Consider the following 17,745-nt stretch of genomic DNA (forward strand, 5'->3'; position numbering starts at 1 on the left):
GCGCGCGGTTCGAAATGGCGGCATGGCGCGCTTGCCAGACGACAAGAACAGTGTTCACTTTTGTGTGCAGAAGACCGGGTTCGGGAGTGATGATGAGCGAGCGCGAATTTGACGTGGTGATCGTCGGCGCGGGCCTGTCCGGAATTGGTGCGGGCTATCACCTGCAAAAGCGTTGTCCCGCCCGGAGTTACACCATCCTGGAAGCGCGCGCGGCCATGGGCGGCACCTGGGACTTGTTCCGCTATCCCGGAATCCGCTCGGACAGCGACATGTACACGTTCGGCTATAATTTCCGGCCGTGGACAGGCGGAAAGGTGTTCGCCGACGGGCCTGCGATCCGGAACTATGTCGAGACCACGGCCCGGGACAACGGTATCGACAAGCATATCCGCTACGGGCATAGCGTCGTCGACGCCAATTGGGACAGTGCTGCCGCGCGCTGGCGCGTCATTGTCGAACATGAGGGCGAGCGGGTGGAATTCACCTGCCGCTTCCTGCTCCTTTGCTCGGGATATTATCGCTACGACCACGGCTATCTGCCCGACTTTGCGGGCATGGACGATTTCGAGGGTGCAATCCTGCACCCCCAGCTCTGGCCCGAGGATGCCGCCTATGCCGGCAAGAAGGTCGTTATCATCGGTTCGGGCGCAACGGCGGTAACCCTGGTGCCGGCGATGGCAGAGACCGCGGCGCATGTGACGATGCTGCAGCGCTCGCCCACCTATATCGCGGCACGGCCCTCGCGCGATGCGATCGCGGATACCCTGCGCAAACTTCTGCCGGAGAAGATGGCCTACGCCCTGGCGCGGGCGAAGAACGTCGCGCTTGCGATCTATTTCTTCCAGCTCTCGCGGCGCTGGCCGGCATTCGTGAAACGCCAGGTGATCAAGCTGGTCAGGGATGAACTGGGGGACGAGTTCGACGTCGAGAAACACTTCACGCCGAGCTATAATCCCTGGGACCAGCGCTTCTGCCTGGCCCCTGACGGGGATTTTTTCCGGGCGCTGAAATCCGGCAAGGCGTCCATCACCACCGACCATATCGACCGTTTCACCGCGACCGGTATCCGGCTGACGTCCGGCGAGGAGATCGACGCGGACATCATCATTCCGGCAACCGGGCTGGAGATGCAGCTGGCGGGGGGCGCGCAGCTTCGCCTCGACGGCACTCCCGTCGCTGCACACGACCTCTTCACCTATCGGGGTATGATGCTGGGCAACATGCCTAATCTGGCCCTGGCCTTCGGCTATACGAATGCGTCCTGGACGCTGAAGGTCGATCTCACCTTCGAACGCGTCTGTCGCATGCTGAATCACATGGGCAGAACCGGTACGGATATCGCCGTGCCCATCCCGCCGGACGATCTGGAACCGGCGCCGCTGCTGGATTTTTCCTCCGGCTATGTCCGGCGGGCCCTCGCTTACCTGCCGCAGCAGGGCGCCAAGGCACCGTGGCGCACCTATCAGAATTATGTCCAGGACATGCTGTCGATCCGTTATGGACGCCTGGAGGACGGGCATATGCGCTTCGCCCGGGCCGGCGAGTATGCTCCGCGCCTTACGCATACAGCGCTTGACCGGGACGCGGCGGAATGAGCGATCGTTTTGAGTTCGAAGGCCGCACGGCGATCGTCACCGGTGCAGCCAGCGGGATCGGCGCGGCACTGGCCGAGGGCCTGGCCGGACGCGGCTGCAACCTCATTCTGACCGATATCGAAGCGAACGGGCTGGCACTGGTGGCCGAACGCGTGCGCCGGCCGGGCATGACAGCGGAAACCCATGCTTTCGATGTGGGTGATGCACAGGCGGTCAAGGCTTTCGCCCGGACGGTCGCGGCAAAGCATGACGAAGTCCATCTCCTGTTCAACAATGCCGGCGTGGCCGTTGGCGGCACGTTCGAACGAACCAGCGAGGCCGATTTCGACTGGCTGATGGGGATCAATTTCCAGGGCGTGGTGCGTATGACGCGTGCCTTCCTGCCCGTGATGAAACGCTCGGGCGAGGCGCAGATCGTCAATATTTCCAGCATTTTCGGCATCATCGCCCCGGCAGGGCAGACGGCCTATTCCAGTGCCAAATTCGCCGTGCGCGGCTTTTCCAGCGCCCTGCGGCACGAGCTTCACGGCACGCCCATCGGCGTGACGACCGTGCATCCCGGCGGCATTGCCACCAACATAGCGGACCGTGCCCGCATGCCCGCCGACGCCAGCGAGGCGGAGATAGCGGACGGGAAAGACCGGGCCCGGCGGTCGCTGGTCATGCCGCCGCCTGAGGCGGCGGAGATCATCCTGCGAGGCGTGGAAAGGCGCAGGGCGCGCATCCTGGTCGGGCGCGACGCCCACACGCTGGCCATTCTCGAACGGCTTTTTCCGGTGACCTATTGGGGCGCGGTCCAGCGCTTTCTGGCACCCAAGACCGACTGACGGGGGCGTTGTGATGTTGTCCATACTTGTCTGGATTGTGGCGATCGTGACTGTGGTGGCGGCCGTCACGGTTCTGGCCGCCTGGCGCTTTTCGGCCGTGGTGGCCGGCAAGGCGGCTGCGGCGATCCCGCCGGCAGGGCGGTTCACCGAGGTGCCTGGCGGGCGCCTGCACTGGACAGAGAAGGGTGAGGGGCCGGCGGTGGTGATGATCCACGGGCTGGCGGGCAATCTTCACAATTTCACCTATGGCATGCTCGACAGGCTCGCAGCTGCGGGCTATCGCGCCATCGCCATCGACCGGCCGGGTTGCGGCTGGTCCGAGCGCGACGGTGACGAGCAGGCGCGCATTCCGAACCAGGCGGCGATGATCGCGGCGCTGCTGGAAAAGGAGGGGATCGAGAAGCCGCTCCTGGTGGGCCATTCGCTGGGCGGGGCCGTGTCGCTGGCTCTGGCGCTCAACCATCCCGAACGTGTTGGCGGACTGGCCCTGGTTTCGGCGCTGGTCAAACCGCCCAAGGCCGCGTCGGACGCGTTTGCCGGCATCGATATCGCCAACCCGGCCATCCGGCGGGTCATTGCCCACACGCTGGCCATCCCGATGTCGATCCGCAATGGCGAGAAAACCCTGGCGATTATCTTCGGTCCGGATGCCGCGCCGGAGGATTTTCGCACCCGCGGCGGCGGGCTTCTCTCCCTGCGGCCGCGTGCCTTTTATGCGGCGGCCACCGATCTTAATGCGGTGGAAAAGGACATGGCGTCGATCTCGGCGCGCCTCGCCGAGATCAGTGTGCCCGTGGGTCTCTTGTACGGCATGAAGGATCGCATCCTGTCCGCGCCCGAGCAGATCGAGGCTCTGCGTGCCGCCCTGCCGGACGCGGATGTCGAAACGGTGGAGGCTCGCGGGCACATGCCGATTGTCGTCGAGCCGGAACGGGTCTGCGCCTTTGTCGAACGCATGGCGGCGAGGGTCGGCTAGCGAAGGCCGAGAGAGCGGATCTGCCGGGCGGCAGTCTCGATACCGGCCGCATCCAGCCGCCCCACCGCGACCTTGGCATCGCGCCGGCCGTGGCGATGGCGTTTGCGGGCCCGGTTGTAGGCCGGGTCGTAGTGTGCCGTAATCAGCGCCTGTGCGAGGCCGTGCCAGTCGCCCTGTGCCGCCAGGTCATGCCAGGCCGCGATATCGGCTTTCGCATGGAACGGTTTTAGCCCGTCCAGTGCAGCGTCCAGCTTTTCCGTGTCGCCCATGAGGTCGGGATAGGCCGTGACCAGATAGCGGGCGCGTTCGGACACCGGCACGTTCACCACGATACGCGGTGCGGCCTGCATGGCCTGCCAGAGGCGCGGCGGCACGCGCCGTTGGCCAACCTGTTTCGATTCCGCCTCGACGAAGACAGGCCTTTTCGGATCAAGATCGCGCAGAGCGGTGTGCAGGGCTGTGTCGAACGCCTTCTGGCTGGGCTGGGGCGTATGCGCAAAATCTCCGAAGATCGAACCGCGATGACGGGCCAGCCCTTCCAGATCGATCACCTGCTCGCCCTGCGCCGCGAGGGCCTTGAGAATGGCGGTCTTGGCCGTGCCCGTCTGCCCGTCGATCAACACGACGGGCAGGGGCGCGTCGTCCTCCAGCGCGGCGACTACCTGCTGCCGCCAGGTGCGGTATCCGCCCGCGACAAGGCTCACCTTCCAGCCCACCGAGGTCAGAACCAGCCCCATGGATTCCGAGCGCATACCGCCGCGCCAGCAATAGATCAGCGGCTTGAACACCTTGGGCCGGTCCGCCAGCGCCGTCTCGAGGTGGCGGGCAATATTGCGCGAAACCAGAGCGGCCCCCATGCGCCGCGCCTCGAAAACGGAGACCTGCGTGTAATGGGTGCCGATGCGGGCGCGTTCCTCATCGTCGAGAACCGGCAGGTTGATGGCGCCGGGCAGATGGTCTTCCGCAAATTCCGACGGCGAACGCACATCGATGACGGCATCGAAACGTTCCAATCCGGCCGCGGATAGGTCATCTGTGTAGACAAGGTGTGGCATGGGGGCCGGTCTCCTGATCCGCCGGCAGCTTAGCGAAAACGGAGTGTGAGAGGACGATGGATGACACACGGGACATACGCCTGACATCGCTGGCCCATGGCGGGGGATGCGGCTGCAAGCTGGACCCGGGCGTGCTAACCGAAATTCTGGGAGCACCCTCGGGTTATCCCATGCCGGCAGAGCTTCTGGTCGATGCCGCCACGCGTGACGATGCCGCGGTCTGGCAGGTGAATGCCGAAACGGCGCTGGTGGCGACGACCGACTTCTTTACCCCCATCGTCGACGACCCCCGCGATTTTGGCCGTATCGCCGCAACCAATGCGCTGTCGGACATCTATGCCATGGGGGCGGGCCCGATCTTCTGCCTCGCCATTGTCGGCATGCCGGTCAACAAACTGCCGCACGAGACGGTGCGGGCCATACTCGAGGGTGGCCGGTCCGTGGCCGAGATCGCCGGTGCGCCGATCGCAGGCGGACATTCCATTGATGCGGCCGAACCGATCTATGGCCTGGTCGCATTGGGCGTGATGCATCCTGAGCGGTTGCTCACCAATGCAGGCGCCAGGGCCGGGGACGTGCTGATCCTGGGCAAGCCGCTGGGCATCGGTATCTACTCCGCAGCCCTGAAGAAGGGAGAGCTGCCGGCGGAGGCCTATTCGGAGATGATTGCCTCGACGACCAGGCTGAATACGCCCGGCGCCGCACTGGCCGGAATGGCGGGCGTTCACGCAGTGACGGATGTGACCGGATTCGGCCTGTTGGGGCACGCCTCCGAGATGGCGCAGGGCAGCGGGGTTCGCGCAGTGATTGAGCGCGACAAGGTACCGGTTTTCGAGACGGCACGGCGATTGGCCGGTGCAGGCTTCAAGACCGGGGCCTCGGGACGCAACTGGAATGCTGTCGAACACCGGGTGACGGCGCCCGGCCTGGATGAAACAGAAAGGGCGCTGCTGTGCGACCCGCAGACCTCGGGCGGGCTCCTGGTCTCATGTGCGCCAGACGCGGCCGAGGCCGTATTGGCGGTGTTTCGCGAGCATGGCCATGATGCGGCTGCGACGATCGGGCATGTCGAGACGGGGCGTGGCGTTTCGGTGGCGTAGGTCTTGGGCGGCGCCGGCACGCCGCCCCTCACGCGCTTGGCGGCCGCTCGAACTTTATCAAGGAGACGGGGGTTCATCGCCGGGAAACCGCGCTTCGACTTCGAAGATCTCGTCGGCGAGGCTGAAGGCCTCCATGAAATCGGCGATCGAGGTGAAGGTGGCGATGTGAACCGGGCCCTCATGATCGTCGAAACGGATGCGCCGGTCGAACCATCGGGCCGTCAGGCGCTGCCACCAGCCGATACGCAACTCGGTAGGCGAGAAATAGGCGGCCAGATTGACCTTGATCTGCATCCGGTCCGTGCGCAGCCACGCAGCAGATGCGACAACATCGAGCAGGAACTCGGTGCAGTTCTGGAAACGCAGGTCTGTCGGGTTTGACAGAAGCGAATAGGCTGGCTGGTGCAGCGCGTCGTAGGTGTCCGAGGCAATGACGTCGAGAACGCGCACCTGCATTTGCGGGGTCGGCACGATAACACCGGCCTGCCCAACGGCATCGCCACGGGTGAAATCGAGCGGCCAGTCCTGAACCAGGCGGGACCGCCCGGTATCCTCTTCGTCATGATAGAGATTGTAGACGGCGTAACCGTATACCGTTTCGCCGTCGACGGTCTCGATCGGGCCGTAGACCCAGAAGGCCCCATGAGTATAGCGGATTCCGTCGGGCAGGTCCGCGCGCGGCCGGCCGGAGCGGAAGACCAGGGCAACATAGGCTCCGCGCTGTGCCAGTTCGCGCTCGATCTGTTTGGAGAAATCCGCCGCCTCGGCCAGTGTGAACCGGTCGACCGGCCGGCGGTCGCTCTCCGCTCCCGCCGGTTGGGCCAGACACGCAACGAGGATCAAACACGCAATGAGGCGGAGCATCAGTCCTCGTCCGGTTGTGCCGCCCTGTCGACAATGACCGCTTCGTCCAGATTGAGCGGGGCGTGGCGCCTGCTCGGGCCGGCATCCCCATCGTGACGTGTATGGTAGGCGCGTGCCATTTGCTGGGCCTGATGGGCGTGATGCCGCTGGCGCGCCAATCGGGCCGGTTCCGCTGCCGGCGCCGTGGTGTCGCGGCGTTCTTCGGCTTCGGTCCCGTCGGCCTGTGCCGTCCGGAAGGTCTGGGCGTCGGCCGTGCCGGTAAAAAACGCCAGCGTTAGGGAGGAGAGAAGAAGAATGCGCATGCTCGCCCTGTGGTTAACGGGTCGTTAGCAGCAGGCTAGCACGCGATGGTGCGAAACCGGGAGGGAAAAATCGCCTCGTGGGGGAAGTGTCAGCCGGCGGGTTTGAAATCCATGAAGCTTTCCGGCGCGACCCACGTGCCGGGATAGTGTGTGTTGGCCCATTCGCACATTGCCACCAGTAGCGGGTGCAATCCGGCGCCCTTGCGTGTCAGCACATAGTCGAAACGGCGCGGGCGGGTCTGATAGAGCCGCCGTTCGACAAGCCCCGCCTGCTCCATCTTGCCCAAGCGGTCGGCCAGAATATTCGTCGTGATCCGCTCCGGAGAACTCAGAAACTCGGAATAGCGGCGCTTGCCGTTCACGAGGTCGCGCAGGATCACCAGGGTCCACTTGTCGCCGACAATCTCCAGCGTCGTGGCGATAGGACAACCCGATCTGTGTTCACCCATGGTCATACGAACTCCATGTAACTTGTGACTTGCAATTTACAAGTCATAGGTTAACGTCCTCTCTACCGATGCGAGGAGGATACCATGGCCGGGATTTCGGGACGCTGTCTGTGCGGCGAGGTGAGTTATACAAGTGAGGCTGCGCCGCAGATGGCTGCGCACTGTTATTGCGTGGATTGCCGCAAATCGAGCGGGACCGGACACTGTACCCATGTCGTGCTGGACGAGGCGAGCTTTTCACTCAAAGGAGAACCCCGGTTCTACGACCGGCCGACCGACAGTGGAAACAATGTCAGCCGCGGCTTCTGTCCAACCTGCGGCAGCGCAGTCTATTCGACCAATTCGTCCATGCCGGGCATGGTTTTCGTGCGCGCGTCCAGCCTGGACGATCCCGATACCATTCAGCCCGCCATGTCGGTGTATGCCAGCCGGGCGCCGTCCTGGGATCCGGTGAATCCGGACCTGCCGTCCTTTCCGGAAATGCCGCAGGGCCGCCCCTAACAAGCCATGGCCGGTCCGGAGCTTAGAGCGCGAACGTTCCGACGATGGGGATGTGATCGGAAGCCTTCGGCTTGCCGCGGGTGGCGCGCTGGATATCCACGCCTTCCAGACGGTCGGCGGCCTGGGGTGAGCAAAGCAGATGGTCGATGCGGATGCCGTGACCCTTCTGCCAGCGCCCGGCCTGATAGTCGTAGAACGTGTACTGGTGGCCGCGCCCGTCCACCTGTTCGAAGGCCTCGGTATAGCCCAGCCACTTCAGCGCCCTGAATGCAGCGCGCGTTTGTGGCAGGGCGAGGGCGTCTTTCTCCCACTCGGCCATGTCCCAGCAATCGCTGTCGCGGGGAATGCAATTGTAGTCACCGGCGAGAATTGTGGGTTCCTCATAGGCCAGCAGGCGGCCGGCGTGGGCATACAGCCGCTCCATCCAGGCCAGCTTGTAATCGTATTTCGGCCCCGGTGCGGGATTGCCGTTGGGCAGGTAGATCGACGCAACGCGCACCGGGCCGGTCTCCGCGGAGATCACGGCCTCGAGATATCGCGCCTGCTCGTCCTCGTCGTCGCCCGGCAGTCGCGCCTGCACATCCTCTATGGGATGGCGCGAGAGGATGGCGACGCCGTTATAGGTCTTCTGCCCGTGCGCTTCGATATTGTAGCCAAGCCGCTCGATCTCCTCGCGCGGGAAGGCCTCATCCACGGTCTTGATCTCCTGCAGGCAGGCCACGTCCGGCTTGGCGTCTTCCAGCCATTCGATCACATTGGGCAGGCGGGCCTTGATCGAATTGACGTTCCAGGAGGCTACGGTCAGGGTCATGACGGATATCGGTCTCGCTGCGGCAGGGTGGCAGCTTAAGCCGTTTCGCGGGCGAGAAAAGCGGGGAGGGCGGTCGGTCATGCAAAGGAAAGGCGCGGGCCGGTGATGTCAGATACTGCGAAACCCGCGCTGATCTGGCTCATCCTGGCGTCGGTCGCTGTAGCGGGATTCGGCGTGGTAACGGCCGGCCTTTGGATCCCCGCGATCATGATGTTCGATGCGCCCGGGTCGACAGAGCAGCCGGCATTGGTCGCCTTCGCCGTCTATTCGGCTTCCGGTCCCGTCGCCTCGGCGATCGCGCTGCTGGCCGGATGGTGGCGCGCGGCCTTGGGGCGGCGCTTCTCTGCACTGAAATGGATGGTGGCCATCCCGATCGTGTGGCTGGTCGGCCTGTTGGGCTGGTTCGCGGCGATATCGGCCTTGTGCGGCGGGCAGTTCGACTGCCGGGTCTAGAACCCCTCGAACACCGCGAACTCGTTCACCGGAACGCGCTGCGCGCGCAGCGTGTTCACGGGTGCGTCGGGGTCGGCCTGGCCCAGCGCCATGCCGCACCAGATCCGCTGCTCCTCCGGCAGGCCGAGCGTGGCGGCCACGGTCTTGTGGCGTGTCATCCAGGCTTCCTGGGCGCAGGTCGCCAGCCCCTTTTCCTCGGCGGCAAGCATGAACGCCATGATGAACATGCCCAGATGGCCCCATTGATTGGGATTCATGCGGGCGTCCAGGCTGAAGAAGAGCCCGACGGGCGCCCCGAAGAAATCGAAATTGCGCAGCACCTGGTTGAGGCGGCCGGCCTTGTCCTCGCGCGGGATGCCGAGGATCTCGTACATCTGCTCGCCCAGTTCGAAGCGGCGCGTGCGATAGGGGTCCCACAGCCTGGGCGGATAGGCGCCGAATTCGCTCTCATCCTCGAAGGGCGCCGCCTCCAGCCGTTCGCGCACGGCGTCGATCACGCGCCGGCGCGCCTCGCCGGCAACGACATGCACATGCCAGGGCTGGAGATTGCCGCCGGACGCGGCCCGGCGTGCGGTATCCAGAAGATCGCGGACCGTGTCTTCACCGACAGGTGTGTCGAGAAAGGCGCGTGTTGAAATGCGGCGCTGCAGCGCCTCGCTCACCGTAACGGTCATGACTGTCCCCGATTCCCTTGCGGCCAGCATGGAAGCCGGAGACGGCCCGATCAACTCTGTTACGCCGGTGCCGGCCGGGACCGGTAATGCAGGGCCAGGGTGCCATTCTCGAAGGCGTGGTGGCGCTCCAAGGTCAGACCGCACGGCGAATCCATCGTCTCGAAAAGCCGGCGCCCCCTGCCGAGCAGGACGGGAAAGACGAGGAAACGGAATGCGTCGACCATGCCCGCCGCGGTCAGGCCGCGCACGACCTGACCGCTGCCGATCACCATCAGATCGCCGGTCGCGGCGGTTTGCCGCGCTTTCAGCGCCGTGAGCGGATCGCGTCCCAGATGCTCGGAATTGTCCCAGGCGGACGTGTCCGGATTGGACGACACGACCAGCTTGGTCCGCCCGTTCATGTCGTCGACGAGAGGCTCGCCGGCTGCCGCCGGAGTGGGCCAGTAGCCGGCCAGCGAGTCGAACGTTCGCCGCCCCATGACGAAGGCCTCGACCGTCCTGTACTGGTCGGCGATGTCAGCCTCCATGGTCGGCAGGAACCCCGACTGGACGAAGTCCATCTCGTGGCCGGGCGGGCCTTCGAAAAAGCCATCCAGGGACAGGAAGGTGTAGACGATCAGGGACGCCATGATGGTCAGACTTCGAACAGCGGATCGAAACCGCCATAGATGACGCGCTGGCCGTCGAAGGGCATGGGTGTGTTGGACGGGTCGAACTGGGGATCGGACATCATCGCCTCGAAGGCCCTGTCGCTCTCGGCCTTGGACGGCCAGACGATCCAGGAGAAGACGACGGTCTCGTCGTCCTTTTTCTTCACGGCCATGGGCAGGGAGGTGACCTTGCCGTCGGGCACGTCGTGGCCCCAGGCCTCGACCACGCTCAGCGCGCCGTGGGATTTGAAGAAGTCGGCGGCCTTGCGGGCGAAGGCGGCATAGACGTCGCGGTCCTTGGTCGGCACCGGGGCGATGAAACCGTTGATATAGCTCATGTGGGAAATCCTTGTGTTGGAAGGGTGGGAGGCTGAAGGCCGGAGTCAGGCGTCGGCCGTGTCGGGCGTGCCCTGCAGCGCGGCTTCGACATCCATCCAGGCCAGTTCCCAGATATGGCCGTCCGGGTCGGCGCAGCTCCGGCCGTACATGAAGCCGAGATCCTGTTTCGGGCCGGGATCGATCCGGCCGCCCGCCTTGCCTGCCCTGTCCACGGTGGCATCGACATCGGCCCGGCTCTCGCGCGACAGGCAGTTGAGTACCTGGGCGTGGGTGGTGGCGTCGACGATCGTCCGGTCGGTGAAGTCGGCGAACCGGGCATGGGTGAGCAGCATCACATTGATCGCCTCCGAGAAGCGCATCATGGCTGCGGTTCCGTCGCAGAACCGGGAGTCCTTGACGGCACCGATCGCTTCGTAGAAGGCGATGGACCGGTCGAGATTTCTGACGGGCAGGTTGACGAATATCATCTGGGTCATTGTGCGATCCTCTTCGGGGTCCGGCGTGTCTTGGCGATTCTGTCGAAGCGAGTTATAAAAAGCAACTATGAAGTTAAAAAAAATAACACAAAATAGGCGGGACGCCTTCGAGGGACCGCCGCGGCGTTATGACGACGCCTGTGCGGCTGCGCACGCGATGGAGATTCTCGGCGAGCGCTGGGCGCTTCTGGTGGTGCGCGAACTGCATACCGGTCCGAAACGCTTCACCGACATCAAGGCGGCCCTGCCAGGGATCAGTTCGAACATCCTCACCCAGCGCCTGGAGGGGCTGGAGCTGACGGGGATTGTATGCAGGCGGGTCTTGCCGCCACCGGCGGCGTCGACGGTTTACGATCTGACCGAATGGGGCTTGCAGAGCGCACCGGTCCTGATGGAGCTGGGCCGGTGGGCGGCGCGTTCGCCCTGGCTGCACGGCACGCATTTTTCGCCCGCCTCCTTCATGCTCTCGCTTCGCACCATGTTCGATCCGCACAGCGCGAAGGGCGTGGCGGGGCAGATCGACTTCCAGCTTGGCGATACCCGGCTGACATCCCGCATCGGCAATGGGCAGATCGAGATCGTGCCGGGGGAGGGGGCAAGCCCCGATCTGGTGCTGTCAGGCCCGGCCGAGGCGGTGGGCAGCTTCATCTATGGCGGTGTGCCGCTGGCCCAGCTGGAGACGGAGGGCGTAGTCACGGTCGCCGGCGACCGCGGCCTGGCCGACGTCCTGCCGGGTTGTTTTCCGCTGCCGGAGACGGCGGAAAAGCCGGACGGCTAGATCGAAAAACTTGTCCCGCAGCCACAGGCGGCGGTGGCGTTGGGATTGTGGATCTGGAAAGAGGCGCCGATCAGTTCGTCGACATAATCGATCTCCGAGCCTTCCAGGAAGGGCAGGGAGGCCTCGTCGATAACGACTTTGGCACCGTCGCGCTCGATCACCATATCGTCCGCATTGACGGTGGAATCGAGATCGAACTTGTAGGAAAAGCCGGAGCAACCGCCGCCTTCGACACCGACGCGGAGCAGCGTGCCCGCGGCCTGGGCGGCGAGGATGGTGTTGATCTGTTTGGCCGCTGAGGCCGAGAGTGTCACATTAACCGTCATGGCAGACCCGTCCGGGGGCGTTTCCGTTTGCGCGCTCTTCCCGTATATGGACCGCCTGACGCGCCGATGAAAGGCCTTGACCACATGACGATTGCGGCCATCGACCGTTCCCGTGCTGCCTATGCCTGCCATCCATCCCGGTCGCGGGGGCGGCGTTTTGCCCAGCCCGACAGCGAAATGCGCAACGCTTTCCAGCGCGATCGCGACCGGATCATCCATTCCGCCGCCTTCCGCCGGCTGAAGGAAAAGACCCAGGTCTTTGTGGCGCATGAGGGCGATCAATACCGCACCCGCCTGACCCACTCGCTGGAAGTGGCCCAGATCGCGCGCACTCTGGCGCGCACGCTGGATGCGGACGAGGACCTCGCCGAAGCCCTTGCCCTGGCCCATGATCTGGGGCATCCGCCCTTCGGGCATGAGGGCGAGCGCGTGCTGGCCCAGCGCATGAAGGATTTCGGCGGTTTCGACCACAATGCCCAGACCCTGCGCGTGGTGACCAAGCTGGAAGTGCGCTATCCGGAGTTCGAAGGACTGAACCTGACCTGGGAAACGCTCGAAGGCGTGGTCAAGCACAATGGTCCGCTGCTGGCGAACGGTGCGCGGGAAGAGGATCTCGCCTGGGCTTTCACGGCTTATGATGGCTGGCGCGATCTGGAGCTCGACACGCATGCCGGGCTGGAGGCCCAGATCGCCGCGATTTCCGACGATATCGCCTATAACAACCACGATATCGACGACGGGTTGCGTTCGGGGCTTCTGGAACTGGAGCCGTTGCTGGAGCTGCCGCTGGTGGGCGAGATTTTCCGCCGCGTGGAAGAGCGCTGGCCCGGGCTCAACCGCAACATCCTGATCCACGAAGCGGTGCGCGATCTTATCGGGGTGATGGTGGGGGACGTTCTGGAAGAGACGCGCCGCCGGCTGGACGAGGCCCGGCCCGACAGCGCCGAAGCGGTTCGCGCGCTCGACAGTCCGGTCGTGGCCTTTTCCGAGGAAATGACGCTGCATCTGGCCGCCCTGCGCCGCCACCTGTTCGCCCACATGTACCGGCACTACAAGGTCAACCGGATGATGAGCCAGGCCGGGCGGGTGATGCGCGATCTGTTCGACCTCTATCTGAACGACCCCGGCGTGCTGCCCACCGGGGTGCAGGCCGGCATGCGCGGCGCCGGCACGGCGGAATCGGCGCGGCACATCTGTGACTATATCGCCGGCATGACCGACCGTTTCGCCGTCGAGGAGCATCGCCGTCTGTTTACCGTTCAGGGATATTTCTAGCGGCAGACGGCATTGGGTTGACCTGCCGCATGAAACCGGCGGCCGGTCGGTGCTATCGTTATGGTGCGTCAGGCGATTCGCGTGGCGCTAAATGTGTGAGACGCCAGGACACGATGACGGATCAGGACGACGACGAGCGGATCGGAGCCTACGCGCCGCCCGCGGATGAATTCTCGACCTTCGATGCGCGCGAGGAAGACGCGCGCCGCGGCCCACTCTTGCTGACGGCGGCTCTGGCGGTGTTCATCCTGTTCCTCGGCGTGGTCTGGAGTGCCTACAATCAGGGCCTGCGCGAAAGCGGCCGCGATGGCGCGCCGCGCCTGGTGCCCAATGAGGAGCCCTATCGCGAACGCCCCGCCGATCCGGGCGGCGAAGAAACACCCGACACCGATCTGGATGTCTACAACCGCCTGACCGGCGAGGATGAGGGCGGGGACGAGACCGTCTCCCTGCGCCCGGCCCCGGAGGAACCGCTGGAGGAAAGCCGTCCCGCCCTGCGCGTGGAAACGGTCGATGCCGACGATGCGGGAACGCCGCCGGAAGATACCGCGCGGGAGGCGTCGGATGTGACGCCGCGCCCGGCGCCGGCCCGCCCCGAACCGGAACCGGCGGCTACGGATCCGGACCCCGCCCCGGCCCGCGAGCCCGATCCGGCTCCGGCCGAGCCGGCCGCGCGCGATGCGGTGCCCGCGGTCGACCTGTCGGGTGACTGGGTGGTCCAGATTGCCTCCTTCCGCAGTGGAAGTGATGCCGAAGCGGCCTGGGTCGCCTTCCGGACCCGCTTCTCCGACATTGCCTCGGGTCTGGCACCGGATGTGGCACAGGTGGAAATCGCCAATCGCGGCACGTATCACCGCCTGCGCATCGCGGCCTTCGCCACGCGCGATGACGCCGTGGCCTTTTGCTCGACCCTGCAGTCGCGCGGGCAGGATTGCCTGGTGGCCCGGCGATGAGCGGTGTGACGGCGGCGATCTACGGGCTGGAAGGCACGACGCTGAGCCCTGAGGAGAAAGCCTTTTTCCGCGATGCGGACCCCTGGGGCTTCATCCTGTTTGCGCGCAATGTTGACGGCGTGCGCCAGTTGGCGCGGCTGACCATGGAGCTGCGCGACTGTGTTGGCCGGGATGCGCCGGTGCTGATCGATCAGGAAGGCGGACGCGTGGCGCGGCTGAGGCCGCCCACCTGGCGCAAGGCGCCGCCGGCCCAGCTGTTTGGCGATCTCTTCCTCAGGGATGAGGAGGCCGCAATCGAGGCGACCTGGCTTAATCATCGCCTGTTGGCGCACGAACTGCGCACGGTGGGAATCGATGTCGATTGCGCCCCTGTGGCCGATCTGCGTATTGCCGGAGCCGATGCCATCATCGGCGATCGCGCTCTCGGCGAAACGCCGGAGCCCATTATCCATCTCGGCCGCGCCGCCATGGACGGGCTGATGGCGGGCGGTGTGGCGCCGATCGTCAAGCATATACCCGGCCACGGCCGGGCCATGGCCGACAGTCATCTGGAATTGCCGGTCGTACCGGAAGAGCACGGCCTGCTGTCGGAGACCGATTTTGCCCCGTTCAAGGGTCTGAGCGACGCCCCGATGGCGATGACAGCACACATCGTCTACGCCGATATCGACGGTGACCATCCCGCGACCCAGTCGGCCGAGGTGATCGGCAGGATCATTCGCGGCGAGATCGGGTTTGACGGCCTGTTGATGACCGATGATCTGTCGATGAAAGCGCTGACCGGCTCGTTCCGGGAACGCGGCGAGCGGTCGCTGTCGGCAGGATGTGATATGCTGCTGCACTGCAATGGCGACAGGGCCGAGATGGCGGCGGTTGCGGAAGGGGCCGCACGGCTGGACGGCCGGCGCCTGGACCGGGCCCTGGCGGCCGAGTCCGCGCGCGCGCGTATCGAAGATTTCGACCCGGCCGAGGCCGAATCGCGGCTCAATGATCTCTTGGTGCCGGTTGCCGGCTAGCCGGCGGTCAGATCGGAGCACGGATTGAGCGAAGATTTCGAGGAAGACGTCCGGTTCGAGGCCGCCGAAGAGGCGGAGGCCGATGCCCTGATCGTCGATCTCGACGGTTTCGAGGGCCCGCTCCACCTGCTGCTGGCGCTCGCGCGCAAGCGCAAGATCGATCTTGCCCGCATCTCCATTCTCGAGCTTGCCGAACAGTATCTGCAATTCATGGAGGCGGCGCGCCGGCGCCGGCTCGATCTGGCCGCCGACTATCTGGTGATGGCGGCCTGGCTGGCCTTCCTGAAGTCCAAACTTCTCCTGCCCAAACCGCCCAGGGACGACGAGGAACAGCCGGCTGAGATCATGGCGGCCGCACTGGCCTTCCGCCTGCGCCGGCTTGAAGCCATGCGGGCGGCCGGCGAGGCCCTGTTCGCCCGGCCGCTGCTCTATTCGGATGTGCACATGCGGGGCGAACCGGAGGGTGTGCGCTCGACACGGTCCGTCACCTACGAGGCCGATCTCCACGACCTTCTTTCCGCCTATGCCACACGCCGTGTTCGCCAGGTGCGGTCGAGCTACCGTCCGCCTGCGCCGCGAGTCTATGGCCTGGAAACTGCACGGGAACGTCTCGAGACGCTGATGCCCGAGGTGAGGGAGTGGTGCGAACTGGACAGCCTCTTGCCCGATAACGGGGAATTGGGGGCCGATCCGCCGCCCCTGCGTTCGGTGCGTGCAAGCTCGATGCTGGCCGCGCTTGAAATCACCAGGGAAGGCCACGCACGATTGCGCCAGCGCGAGGCCTATGCGCCGCTCTATGTTCGCGCAGCCGGGGAAGACGCGAAGCATGACTGACGATACCGACAGCAAGACGGACGATGCGATTTCCGATGCGATCGCGGCGCTGCGCGAACGTGCCAGCCACCAGGGCCCCTCGGCCCTGGCCGACGAGGAGGCGTCTCAGGCGCTTGGCGTCCATCTGGCCGTCAACACGGAGCGCCGCAATCTGCGTATTCTTGAAGCGCTCCTGTTTGCCGCCAGCGAGCCGCTGGACGAAGAGACGCTGATCGGCCGGCTGCCGCTGGAGGCGAATATCCAGCATCTCCTGGCCACACTGGCCGCCGAGTATGAAGAGCGCGGTGTGCGGCTGGTCGAGGTCGGTGGGCGCTGGCGGTTCGAAACCGCACCGGATCTGGCCGACGTGCTGACCGAAGTGCGCCAGGAACCGCGCAAGCTGTCCCAGGCGGCCCTGGAAACCCTGTCGATCATCGCCTACCACCAGCCCGTCACGCGTGCCGAGATCGAGGAAATCCGCGGCGTTGCGGTGTCCAGGGGCACGCTTGATTTACTGTTTGAATTGCGCTGGATCCGCCCGCGCGGCCGGCGCCGCACGCCGGGCCGGCCCGTGACCTACGGCACCACATCGCAATTCCTTGAATACTTTTCGCTGTCCACCATCGGGGACTTGCCGGGCATGGCCGACCTCAAGGCCGCCGGACTGCTGGATGCGCGCCTGCCGCCGGATTTCACTGTGCCGGATCCGGGCCGGTCGGAGGGACTGGATGGCGGTGAGGATCCGCTGGATGACGAAGAGGCCCACGCCTTTCATGTCGATTTCATGGACGGCGAGGACGACGGGCCTGACGGTGCGGCCTGACCCGCGCGGTGAGATCAATTGCCGACGGCCCTGATTGACGGGTTGGACGCCGCGCGGCAAACGCAGTAGATCAAGAGATGTTCTAGATAGACGGAGAAGCCAAATGGCTCCGGGTATGTGGCAAATCCTGCTGGTAGTACTGCTCGCCGTGCTGTTGTTCGGCGGCCGCGGCAAGATTGCCTCCGTCATGGGCGATTTCGCCAAGGGCATCACGAGTTTCCGCAAGGGCCTCAAGGACGAGGACGGGAGCGAGGGCGCGTCTTCCGACGATGCGGCCGCGCTCGGTTCCGAGACCCGCGACGACGAAAAGACCGGGAGCTAGGCGATGAGCCCCGGCATCGGCATGCCGGAACTGCTGGTGGTACTGGTCCTGGCGCTTGTGGTCGTCGGACCGCGTCAGCTGCCCGTCATGATGCGCAAGGTCGGCCAGATCATGAATCAGGCCCGCGCCATGGCGAAGGAATTCCAGCATTCTTTCGACGAGATCGGCCGCGAGACGGAACTGTCTGAATTGCGCAAGGAAATCGAGGCCCTGAAGAAGGGCAATCCGGTCGAGGAAATCCGCGGCGAGCTCGACAAGGCGGCCTTCGAGGCCGGCCATGGCGGCGGGACGGTGCAGGAATCCAAACCGGTGGGGTCTGAAACCGGCAAGGCGGCCAGCCTGCCGCACCGGGGTGGCGAGTAGGCGG

At 65.1% G+C, this 17,745-nt stretch carries 24 protein-coding genes; 14 read left to right on the forward strand and 10 right to left on the reverse strand.

The features are described 5' to 3' along the window. The first annotated feature begins 92 nt into the window (after window positions 1–92). Genes Q1U94_RS12925 through Q1U94_RS12935 form a run of 3 tightly spaced genes read left to right on the forward strand, consistent with a single transcriptional unit; the run spans window position 93 to window position 3,398 of the window. Window positions 93–1,595, forward strand: a complete 1,503-nt coding sequence (locus tag Q1U94_RS12925) for an NAD(P)/FAD-dependent oxidoreductase (protein ID WP_300545380.1) — start codon at window positions 93–95, stop codon at window positions 1,593–1,595. Further along, window positions 1,592–2,422, forward strand: a complete 831-nt coding sequence (locus tag Q1U94_RS12930) for an SDR family oxidoreductase (RefSeq protein WP_300545381.1) — start codon at window positions 1,592–1,594, stop codon at window positions 2,420–2,422. The genes Q1U94_RS12925 and Q1U94_RS12930 overlap by 4 nt, the downstream gene beginning before the upstream one ends. Window positions 2,423–2,435: 13 nt before the next feature. After that, window positions 2,436–3,398, forward strand: a complete 963-nt coding sequence (locus Q1U94_RS12935; protein ID WP_300545382.1) for an alpha/beta hydrolase — start codon at window positions 2,436–2,438, stop codon at window positions 3,396–3,398. Here the strand turns inward: Q1U94_RS12935 and mnmH are convergent. Next, on the reverse strand, window positions 3,395–4,453 hold the full coding sequence (gene mnmH, locus Q1U94_RS12940; RefSeq protein WP_300545384.1) for a tRNA 2-selenouridine(34) synthase MnmH: 1,059 nt from the start codon (window positions 4,451–4,453) through the stop codon (window positions 3,395–3,397). The two genes, Q1U94_RS12935 and mnmH, sit on opposite strands and share 4 nt — an antisense overlap. Before the next feature lie 56 nt (window positions 4,454–4,509). Here mnmH and selD point away from each other — a divergent pair, with 56 nt between their 5' ends. After that, entirely contained in the window at window positions 4,510–5,553 is a 1,044-nt protein-coding gene (gene selD / locus Q1U94_RS12945; RefSeq protein WP_300545386.1) for a selenide, water dikinase SelD, read from the forward strand. A gap of 57 nt (window positions 5,554–5,610) precedes the next feature. On the opposite strand, the gene Q1U94_RS12950 is transcribed toward selD, so the two are convergent. The 3 genes from Q1U94_RS12950 to Q1U94_RS12960 form a co-directional block, all read right to left on the reverse strand. After that, window positions 5,611–6,417 carry a DUF2145 domain-containing protein gene (locus tag Q1U94_RS12950; protein ID WP_300545388.1) on the reverse strand — a complete coding sequence of 269 codons (807 nt, stop codon included), beginning with the start codon at window positions 6,415–6,417 and terminating at the stop codon, window positions 5,611–5,613. Then, window positions 6,417–6,719 carry a hypothetical protein gene (locus Q1U94_RS12955; protein ID WP_300545390.1) on the reverse strand — a complete coding sequence of 101 codons (303 nt, stop codon included), beginning with the start codon at window positions 6,717–6,719 and terminating at the stop codon, window positions 6,417–6,419. The genes Q1U94_RS12950 and Q1U94_RS12955 overlap by 1 nt, the downstream gene beginning before the upstream one ends. 89 nt (window positions 6,720–6,808) lie before the next feature. After that, window positions 6,809–7,174, reverse strand: a complete 366-nt coding sequence (locus tag Q1U94_RS12960) for a helix-turn-helix domain-containing protein (protein ID WP_300545392.1) — start codon at window positions 7,172–7,174, stop codon at window positions 6,809–6,811. Window positions 7,175–7,252: 78 nt separating this feature from the next. Here Q1U94_RS12960 and Q1U94_RS12965 point away from each other — a divergent pair, with 78 nt between their 5' ends. Next, on the forward strand, window positions 7,253–7,669 hold the full coding sequence (locus Q1U94_RS12965) for a GFA family protein (protein WP_300545395.1): 417 nt from the start codon (window positions 7,253–7,255) through the stop codon (window positions 7,667–7,669). Window positions 7,670–7,691: 22 nt separating this feature from the next. Here Q1U94_RS12965 and Q1U94_RS12970 read toward each other — a convergent pair whose 3' ends face one another. Then, window positions 7,692–8,480 (reverse strand): exodeoxyribonuclease III, encoded by a 789-nt coding sequence (locus Q1U94_RS12970; RefSeq protein WP_300545396.1) that lies wholly within the window; start codon window positions 8,478–8,480, stop codon window positions 7,692–7,694. Window positions 8,481–8,585: 105 nt separating this feature from the next. Between Q1U94_RS12970 and Q1U94_RS12975 the strand changes: the two genes are divergently transcribed. Next, window positions 8,586–8,933 carry a hypothetical protein gene (locus Q1U94_RS12975; RefSeq protein WP_300545400.1) on the forward strand — a complete coding sequence of 116 codons (348 nt, stop codon included), beginning with the start codon at window positions 8,586–8,588 and terminating at the stop codon, window positions 8,931–8,933. On the opposite strand, the gene Q1U94_RS12980 is transcribed toward Q1U94_RS12975, so the two are convergent. The 4 genes from Q1U94_RS12980 to Q1U94_RS12995 are packed head-to-tail and all read right to left on the reverse strand — an operon-like array spanning window position 8,930 to window position 11,072. Beyond that, on the reverse strand, window positions 8,930–9,607 hold the full coding sequence (locus Q1U94_RS12980; protein ID WP_300545403.1) for a nitroreductase: 678 nt from the start codon (window positions 9,605–9,607) through the stop codon (window positions 8,930–8,932). The genes Q1U94_RS12975 and Q1U94_RS12980 overlap by 4 nt on opposite strands. Window positions 9,608–9,666: 59 nt before the next feature. Then, window positions 9,667–10,236, reverse strand: coding sequence for a dihydrofolate reductase family protein (locus tag Q1U94_RS12985; RefSeq protein ID WP_300545406.1), 570 nt, complete (start codon window positions 10,234–10,236; stop codon window positions 9,667–9,669). A 5-nt stretch (window positions 10,237–10,241) separates the two neighbouring features. Continuing rightward, complete coding sequence (locus tag Q1U94_RS12990) at window positions 10,242–10,595, reverse strand: DUF1428 domain-containing protein (RefSeq protein WP_300545408.1); 354 nt, start codon at window positions 10,593–10,595, stop codon at window positions 10,242–10,244. A gap of 45 nt (window positions 10,596–10,640) precedes the next feature. Beyond that, window positions 10,641–11,072, reverse strand: coding sequence for a VOC family protein (locus Q1U94_RS12995; protein WP_300545411.1), 432 nt, complete (start codon window positions 11,070–11,072; stop codon window positions 10,641–10,643). A gap of 157 nt (window positions 11,073–11,229) precedes the next feature. On the opposite strand from Q1U94_RS12995, the gene Q1U94_RS13000 reads away from it, so the two are divergent. Further along, complete coding sequence (locus tag Q1U94_RS13000; protein WP_300545413.1) at window positions 11,230–11,850, forward strand: winged helix-turn-helix transcriptional regulator; 621 nt, start codon at window positions 11,230–11,232, stop codon at window positions 11,848–11,850. Here Q1U94_RS13000 and erpA read toward each other — a convergent pair. Further along, window positions 11,847–12,176 carry an iron-sulfur cluster insertion protein ErpA gene (erpA, locus tag Q1U94_RS13005; protein ID WP_300545415.1) on the reverse strand — a complete coding sequence of 110 codons (330 nt, stop codon included), beginning with the start codon at window positions 12,174–12,176 and terminating at the stop codon, window positions 11,847–11,849. The two genes, Q1U94_RS13000 and erpA, sit on opposite strands and share 4 nt — an antisense overlap. Before the next feature lie 66 nt (window positions 12,177–12,242). Between erpA and Q1U94_RS13010 the strand changes: the two genes are divergently transcribed. The 7 genes from Q1U94_RS13010 to tatB all read left to right on the forward strand — a co-directional run bounded on the left by Q1U94_RS13010 (window position 12,243) and on the right by tatB (window position 17,741). Further along, the gene (locus Q1U94_RS13010) at window positions 12,243–13,451 is read left to right on the forward strand and encodes a deoxyguanosinetriphosphate triphosphohydrolase (RefSeq protein ID WP_300545417.1); all 1,209 of its coding nucleotides are present in this window, start codon (window positions 12,243–12,245) and stop codon (window positions 13,449–13,451) included. A gap of 113 nt (window positions 13,452–13,564) precedes the next feature. Continuing rightward, window positions 13,565–14,404 (forward strand): SPOR domain-containing protein, encoded by an 840-nt coding sequence (locus Q1U94_RS13015; protein ID WP_300545420.1) that lies wholly within the window; start codon window positions 13,565–13,567, stop codon window positions 14,402–14,404. Further along, window positions 14,401–15,420 carry a beta-N-acetylhexosaminidase gene (gene nagZ, locus Q1U94_RS13020; RefSeq protein WP_300545423.1) on the forward strand — a complete coding sequence of 340 codons (1,020 nt, stop codon included), beginning with the start codon at window positions 14,401–14,403 and terminating at the stop codon, window positions 15,418–15,420. Before Q1U94_RS13015 ends, nagZ begins: the two co-directional genes overlap by 4 nt. Before the next feature lie 24 nt (window positions 15,421–15,444). Next, window positions 15,445–16,254, forward strand: a complete 810-nt coding sequence (locus Q1U94_RS13025) for a ScpA family protein (protein ID WP_300545425.1) — start codon at window positions 15,445–15,447, stop codon at window positions 16,252–16,254. Beyond that, complete coding sequence (gene scpB, locus Q1U94_RS13030; RefSeq protein ID WP_300545427.1) at window positions 16,247–17,056, forward strand: SMC-Scp complex subunit ScpB; 810 nt, start codon at window positions 16,247–16,249, stop codon at window positions 17,054–17,056. Before Q1U94_RS13025 ends, scpB begins: the two co-directional genes overlap by 8 nt. A 103-nt stretch (window positions 17,057–17,159) precedes the next feature. Then, window positions 17,160–17,378: a twin-arginine translocase TatA/TatE family subunit gene (locus Q1U94_RS13035; protein WP_300545429.1), complete on the forward strand. Its 219-nt coding sequence runs from the start codon at window positions 17,160–17,162 to the stop codon at window positions 17,376–17,378. Window positions 17,379–17,381: 3 nt separating this feature from the next. After that, window positions 17,382–17,741, forward strand: a complete 360-nt coding sequence (gene tatB / locus Q1U94_RS13040) for a Sec-independent protein translocase protein TatB (protein WP_300545431.1) — start codon at window positions 17,382–17,384, stop codon at window positions 17,739–17,741. Window positions 17,742–17,745 lie beyond the last annotated feature (4 nt).

Origin of the sequence: Maricaulis sp. (assembly GCF_030149515.1) — a bacterium.
Lineage (GTDB): Bacteria > Pseudomonadota > Alphaproteobacteria > Caulobacterales > Maricaulaceae > Maricaulis.